Genomic DNA, 6,845 nt, shown 5'->3' with positions numbered 1-6,845 from the left:
CAATTTTGCGTTGAGCCTTTTTGATTTTGTTTAACTTTTCGGTAATATGGACAGGGAGGCGGATGGTGCGACTAGAAGTAGCGATCGCCCGTGTAATTCCCTGACGAATCCACCAGTAGGCATAAGTACTGAAGCGATAACCTTTAGTGGGGTCAAATTTTTCTACAGCCCGCTCCAAACCAAGTGTACCTTCTTGGACTAAATCCAACAATTCCAAACCGCGATTTTGATACTTCTTAGCAACAGACACAACTAGGCGAAGATTAGCCTTAATCATATGTTCTTTTGCTTGGAGTCCTTGGGACTGAACTTGCTCCAACTCTTCTACAGTCAACTTGGCAATTTCAGCCCAGCGACGTTTGCCCTCTGCCAAAGTCGGTCTGAGATCCGATATCATTACGCCAGCAGTGGCAGCCCATCTTTCCAAAGACGGGCGATGTCCTAGTTCTGAGGTCAGACGTTCTTGAACTTCAATTAATCTCTGATAGGGCGAAATCACTTCATCCCCTTGCTTGGCGGCGTTAGCAAGCACTATCCGCATCCGCAAGTAGCGCTGGACTTTTTGAGCTTCAGAAACCTCTTCATCCCGCCCTAACAAGCGAACCCGACCAATTTCCTGAAGATATAGACGTACTAGGTCTGTACTCCGACGGTTAGTGTTAGCAGCAAAGTTAGCATTGTCAGCAGAAGCCATCTCTAGCTCCTGTAGGTCATCTACCGATAACTCACTTTCGTCAACCGTGAGATCCGAGTCCAAAGCCTGACGGGACTTTTTGGTGTTGTAGGGGGCATCTGCATAAAAAGATGTTGCTGGCATAAAGATCGTCTCAATGGCTCCAGGTAACAATAGATTTCGGTCAGCTTAGATTACGGTCAGCTATTCAACTGTTGCTATTGTTCCCGTGATTTACGATGAACTAACATGGTTGAACGTTCCATTACAATTTTTTTTTGAAATTAACTGTAAGGGTTTTATTGGATACAGCATTACTGAACTTAATCGGCTGCTAAACTTTTGATTAAACCAATAGCTATTCAAATCGGCAGCTAGGTTTTCAATATTTCAACTACTTAGTTAACATTTCAACCTTGATGGTTTTTAATAGTAACTTTTATAACACAGTATAAACATCCTTCAGTGAATGTCATCTTTATAATTGGCATAGTCACATTTACATGGTTACAAAAGTAATATCCTGACGATTTCCCAATTTTTTCTCAGGATTATTCAGGTATAAGTAGAGCTAATAGATATTGGAGAAGTGATTAGTATTAACGGCAAAAATTCTCTCGACACGGAGATAGAAAACGCGGGGAAGTTATTAAATACTCTCTCGGTGTCGTGCTAACTCGTCAATTTCAACTTGACATAAGCTGTCGCGCATTTAATTTGCACAACTAGGGCGCCAATACTGCTCGGTTAAGGATAAAAAATAAAAATGTGTAGGTTGGGTTGAGGAACGAAACCCAACATTTCCGGGGCTTTGTTGGGTTGCGCTTTGCTTAACCCAACCTACAATTCTTCACAAAGCCAAGCGTACTAGCTTATAAATAGTCTTTTGTTAGGGAAGCGAGACACATGGTCGTATCCCTCTAACTAGCACTAAAAGTATCCCTCAATCAGTCTTATAAAGCAGTACTTTTTTAAGTTGACAACGTTCTTATGCCAAACTGACTCCTAGCGTATAAGGAGCAGGGTTACTATCACTAGAGCCAGAGAAAGTTCCGCCATCTTGGGGGAAGAAAGCATATTTACTCACTGAAATTGAGTAGGTTCCAGCACCCAATAAAGCGGTGATTAATGACCCAAAGTCGAGGCCACTATCGTCATCACTTTGCAGTAAAATCCCAGCATTGTTAAACAGTCCGATAACTGTATCATCGGTTGTCGCCGCACTGATAATAACAGTTCCTGGATTTGCTAGGGAAAATGTAAAAAAGTCGAAATCGGGATTGTCCCCCGGTTGAACTGTTACTAACTCACCTGAGAGATTAATGTCTGAACCTGATGATAAAGAACCTAATCTTTCAGCACTGGCTAGTGTATTGTTTGTAGCTTGTCCAGCATTTTCCTGCTCATAGAAAAGGAAATCGTCACTATCAAGTCTGAGGTTTACTACCCCCTGCACAATACCTATGATCTCATCTGGCTCTGCTCCAGGTTTGTCTAAAAATATTTGTGTATTTGCTCCAACAGATTGCAAGCGATAGTTTATTTGAGAGCCTTGGAGTTGTATTCGATCTTCACTAGGATTAAAGTCAGTAATAGTAGCCAAATCCCCAAAACCAGCATTCGTAGTGTTTTTATCGTCGTAGTAGACATTTATCGCGTCCCCAAGGACAAATGTATCTAGCCCAACGCCGCCAGTTAAGGTATCAGTCTCCCCTAATCCAGGTGGAAGGGAACTGCCAGGGAAAACACCGATGAGGATGTCGTTTCCAGACCCCCCATTGAGTAACTCATTGCCAGGGCCGCCCTGTAAACTATCATTGCCGCTGTCACCATTGAGGGTATCATTGCCCAAATTTCCATCTAGCGTGTCATCGCCTGCTCTCCCATTCAGAGTGTTGTTGGCAATATTACCAAACACTATGTTATTAAGACTGTTACCTGTCCCGTTGATAGTCCTAGTTCCGGTGAGTCTCAGATTCTCTAGATTGGCACCCAGTGTGTAGGGGACAGAAGACCGAACGGTATCTATGCCTGAATTAGTCGCCTCGGTAATGGTGTCCGTAGCACTGTCAATGACGTAAGTATCGTCGCCTACTCCCCCATTTAAGCTGTCAGTACCCAAGCCACCATCAAGTGTGTCATTGCCAAGTTCACCGATTAAACTGTCGTTTCCTGTCCCGCCAAATAGATTATCATTACCATCTGCACCATTCAGGATATCATTACCAGACAAACTATTGGCATTACCACCATTAGCCCAACCATATATCGTATCATCTCCCGATGTCCCATTTGTGGTGTCAGGATCTGTAGTGCCGAAAATAACTGCCATATTATTTTTCCTAAATTTCTAACTAATGCCTAACTTCGGCCTCAGTCACAGAACTTTTTATAAGTTCAATGTAGATTACTTAAACTTCTCGTTGGAAGTAAAGGTGCTTTTATTAACTTAATTAATAATTATATTATTTAGATAATATTAATTATTGATTTGGTTAGTTGATTATGCAAATGGTAAGTAATTGGGGCAAAATTTATTTTTATTATTTTTCCATATTTTTTAAGTCACCTGTAATTAATTAAGTAGTATCATAAACTACAATTTATGTCAACTTCTTTACCAAATCTTAAAAATGGACGAATTTGGATATATAATATTGTTAAAAAGGTTTATAAAATTAATGATGCTTTGAAGCGTCAGGCATGATTGCCTCCTGAAGATTTACGCCGTTGAGATTAGCTCCCCTAATGTCGGCTCCTCTGAGGTTAGCTTCTCTGAGATTCGCGCCTGCCAAATTCGCGCCTCTGAGGTTAGTCCAACTCAAGTCAGCTTGACTCAAATCAGCTTCACTTAAGTTAGCCCGGAATAGGTAAGCACCACTGAGGTGAGCCTTGTTTAGATTAGCTTTGTATAGCTCAGTTTTATAAAGATAAGCCCCTAACACTTCTGCTTCGTACAAACTCGCCTCGCTGAGGTCAGCCGCAATCAAGTTAGCTTCAATGAGGTTGGCAAAAGAGAGATTAGTCCGCATTAGCTTCGCTGCACCTAAATCGGCATCTCTCAAGTTAGCGCCTCTTAAGTCGGTTCCAATTAGATTAGCATGAGCGATCGCAGCGCCTCTAAGATTCGTCTCACTCAAGTCTGCTCCAATGAAATTAGCATGACTCAAATCTGTCTGTGTAAGTATAGCACCACTCAAGTTAGCAACACTGAAGTTAGCATCACTCAAGTTAGCTTCAATGAGCAAGGCTTTGTAGAGGTTGGCACTACTCAGGTCAGCACTACTGAGGTTTGCTCGCACAAGTAAAGCATTACCCAAATCCACCTTGCTCAAATTTACCCCCTGGAGATTTGCGCCTCTGAGGTTATCCCCTTGGAGGTTTGCAGCACTGAGGTCTGGTTCAATCTGAGGATTTTTCTCTCTCCACTCAATCCATGTAACTGCACCTGCTTTGAGTAAAGCTAGATGCTCTCGATTTGCCATTTTCTCTTTTTTACTCCTGACGCATACCCAGAGGATTTGCCCGACCAGCTACACTTTCTATTGCTGTTAATGCTCCTGCCGCACCTGCTAGAATATCTCTTTCATGTCCACCTAAGTAAAGCCGTCCAAAACTACCTACAGCTTGAACCTCAAGGATGTTAATCGATGCCGCTTTCTCTGCTTCGTTCGCAGCTAGTGCAGCGTAAGCAGCAGGTTCCACTTCTAATACATACAGCGTTTGCCCTGCTAGTAGTAGCTGTCCCCGTCGCGTGCGATTAATAAGTTGTGTTTGGTAAGCATCGATGTTGCGGATAATTTGGCTAGAAACAACACGCGGTTTGAGACATTCGTCTTTTCGGACTCCTAATGTAGCCAAAATTGCTTGCCCAGCAGCTCGCGTTTCACCTTGGGAGCTAGAATGAACTTCTAATAGTCCATACAGTCGTTCAACTACCTGTACTCCCGGACGGACAGAGGCAGCTTTCAGGGCTACATCCGTAATTTTATTAATTTCGATACCAGGAGAGATTTCAATCCACAGTGATGTATCCCCTGGTAATGGTAAGAAGCCTTGAGCTACTGTTCCCATATATGCTGCATGTTGAGGTTGCAGGCTGTCGAGAAATACGAAACTGCGTAGTTCTATTCCCAAGATTTTGCTCTCCAGTCATAAGGGTAAAAGTTATCTATTGCAAGAGATGAACGCCTAAGTTGGGGCATTTTTGCCACAAGTGAAGGATGGAAAAACACAATGTAGATAAATTTTGCTGTCGATAAATCTTACGCCTGAGAAGTATTCTGGCAGTAAAAACCGCCTTGACAATTGTACAAGCTTTATTACACTCCCTCTCCTTAGTAAGGAGAGGGACAGGTTTTACGTAGTAAAACCAGGGTGAGGTATCTCAAAAGCTGCACGATAAATCTTAAATGGCCTCACCAAAGACTTGTGTGTACACCGTAGCCTTTTAGCAGAGAGGCTTTGAGGCTTACTCCCCAACGCTACAAGGGTTAGGGCTTTTCTTGTTAGGTCTGTATTCCATGCAATTGAGAACCGCTATATGTTACCAAGGCAAGCATCTCAGTTTTGCAAAAAAATCTTTTAAAGAATCCGAAAAGCTGCAACTTTGGTTTGAAGGTTAAGTATACACCTACCAAAATGAGATACACTCATTGCTAAGTCATGGTAAAAGCAAGTTTAAAACTAAGATTTAAACCCGTTTCTCACAGTTGGGTTGCTCTGCATCCACAGCCTAAAGGAGTAATTCAATTTATTGCAGGGGCTTTCTTTGGTACATTTGGCCCCATGATTTTTTATCGCTATCTGCTTCAATCTCTATTCGAGGAAGGATATACGATTATTCTTCTGCCGTTTAATTTTAGTTTTAACCATTATGTAGAAGCTGGTTTCCTCATGAGAGAGCAGTATGAAATTCTGCCAGAGCTTGTAAGGATGGCAAGTGTTGCAGGATATGATTATGAAGCTTATCTAAATGATAAAAACTTTTCTTGGATTGGACATAGCCTTGGTTGTAAATATATCTCCTTGTTAGAAGGATTTACTGCTTTACCTCCAGAGCCTCAAGATAGAGAAAAGTTTATTCGGAGCTTGTTATCTCATACTTCGGATGAGTCACAGATAGAAAGTGTCATTGCAGACATTAATATTCTCTTTGAGGAGCTTCAACGAAAAATTCTAGAAGATCAAAAACTAATTTGCACTTATGTAGGTCGGAAAATCAAAATTAACAGTGTCTTCATTAAAGGGCAGGTTTCTATCCTATTAGCACCTGCTATTGCTGACACAGGGAGCGCAATTCGTCCTCAATTTTTAGCGGATATCATCGATAATTTTGGTTGGGGTGTGAAACCAACTGTTGAAGAAACCCACAACTTAATCAAGGATAGTGGGCTATTTAATATCATGGGTTTAGTCTGTTTCAAATCAGATAATATTGCTAAATTCACCTGTGAATGGTTTACTAATATTCTGCGAAAACCACCCCAAGAATTTCTAAAAGCTTTAGAGGGCGGACATTTAAAACCGTTAGGTATTCAACTAGGCAAGTATGTGATTAATCTTTTTGATAAACTGTTGATTGAATCAGTTCAAGAGCGAAATAAAGGCTTTGAGGATAATGTAATTAAATTGCTTGAGGAACTGAAAGAAAAATCAACATAAAAACTGCTGAAAGTCCAAGCAGTGTACTAGTACGAAATATAATTTACGTATATAAAAAATGGTAGACGCATAAATTTGCGTTCTACCATTTATTTAACATAATGAAAAATCACTTCATTATATTTAAATACCGTCTATAGCAATCCGGAATCATCTGTGAGAAAATACTTAAATTATAATCGTACTTTTAAACACTCATTAACAACTTAATTTTCCGGCTAGAATTATATATTGCATAATCCATAGCTTCAAAGTAAGTTATTTAAAGTACATTAAATATTACCGTATTTTCTCATGAATCATTTAGGATTGCTATAGTTAAGGTTATTGCTGGAATTTTCTAGTATGTAGAGCCTTCGATACCAAGCTGCCTGCTTTCTTGGGTATAGCCAATCTTATAGAGCATAAGCCTACCCAAAAAGCTTATCAAGCGTAGTATTGTGCGATCGCCTCTTGTGGACTTGCTGCGATTCAGTTTTCTAACTAGCTGGTTGAGCTGATCTCTTTT

General features: G+C 40.8%; 5 protein-coding genes. 1 reads left to right on the top strand and 4 read right to left on the bottom strand.

Translation table 11 applies throughout. From position 1 onward, the window contains the following. The 4 genes from LC574_RS19595 to LC574_RS19570 form a co-directional block, all read right to left on the bottom strand. Positions 1-817, bottom strand: an 817-nt coding sequence (locus LC574_RS19595; protein ID WP_229455043.1) for a sigma-70 family RNA polymerase sigma factor, incomplete at its 3' end; no start/stop codon positions are given. A gap of 844 nt (positions 818-1,661) precedes the next feature. Further along, positions 1,662-3,005 (bottom strand): hypothetical protein, encoded by a 1,344-nt coding sequence (locus LC574_RS19590; RefSeq protein ID WP_267871606.1) that lies wholly within the window; start codon positions 3,003-3,005, stop codon positions 1,662-1,664. Positions 3,006-3,351: 346 nt separating this feature from the next. Beyond that, positions 3,352-4,158 carry a pentapeptide repeat-containing protein gene (locus tag LC574_RS19575; RefSeq protein WP_229455042.1) on the bottom strand — a complete coding sequence of 269 codons (807 nt, stop codon included), beginning with the start codon at positions 4,156-4,158 and terminating at the stop codon, positions 3,352-3,354. 10 nt (positions 4,159-4,168) lie between these two features. Then, the gene (locus LC574_RS19570; protein ID WP_229455041.1) at positions 4,169-4,810 is read right to left on the bottom strand and encodes a hypothetical protein; all 642 of its coding nucleotides are present in this window, start codon (positions 4,808-4,810) and stop codon (positions 4,169-4,171) included. Between the two features lie 528 nt (positions 4,811-5,338). Between LC574_RS19570 and LC574_RS19565 the strand changes: the two genes are divergently transcribed. Continuing rightward, a complete protein-coding gene (locus tag LC574_RS19565; RefSeq protein ID WP_229455040.1) occupies positions 5,339-6,337 on the top strand; it encodes a DUF1350 family protein in 999 nt (332 codons plus the stop codon). Positions 6,338-6,845 lie beyond the last annotated feature (508 nt).

The sequence above is a fragment of the Nostoc sp. CHAB 5715 genome (genome assembly GCF_020829685.1).
Classification (GTDB): Bacteria; Cyanobacteriota; Cyanobacteriia; order Cyanobacteriales; family Nostocaceae; genus Nostoc.
Note: the sequence above shows the minus strand (reverse complement) of the source record. Positions and strands in the feature narration are given on the sequence as shown.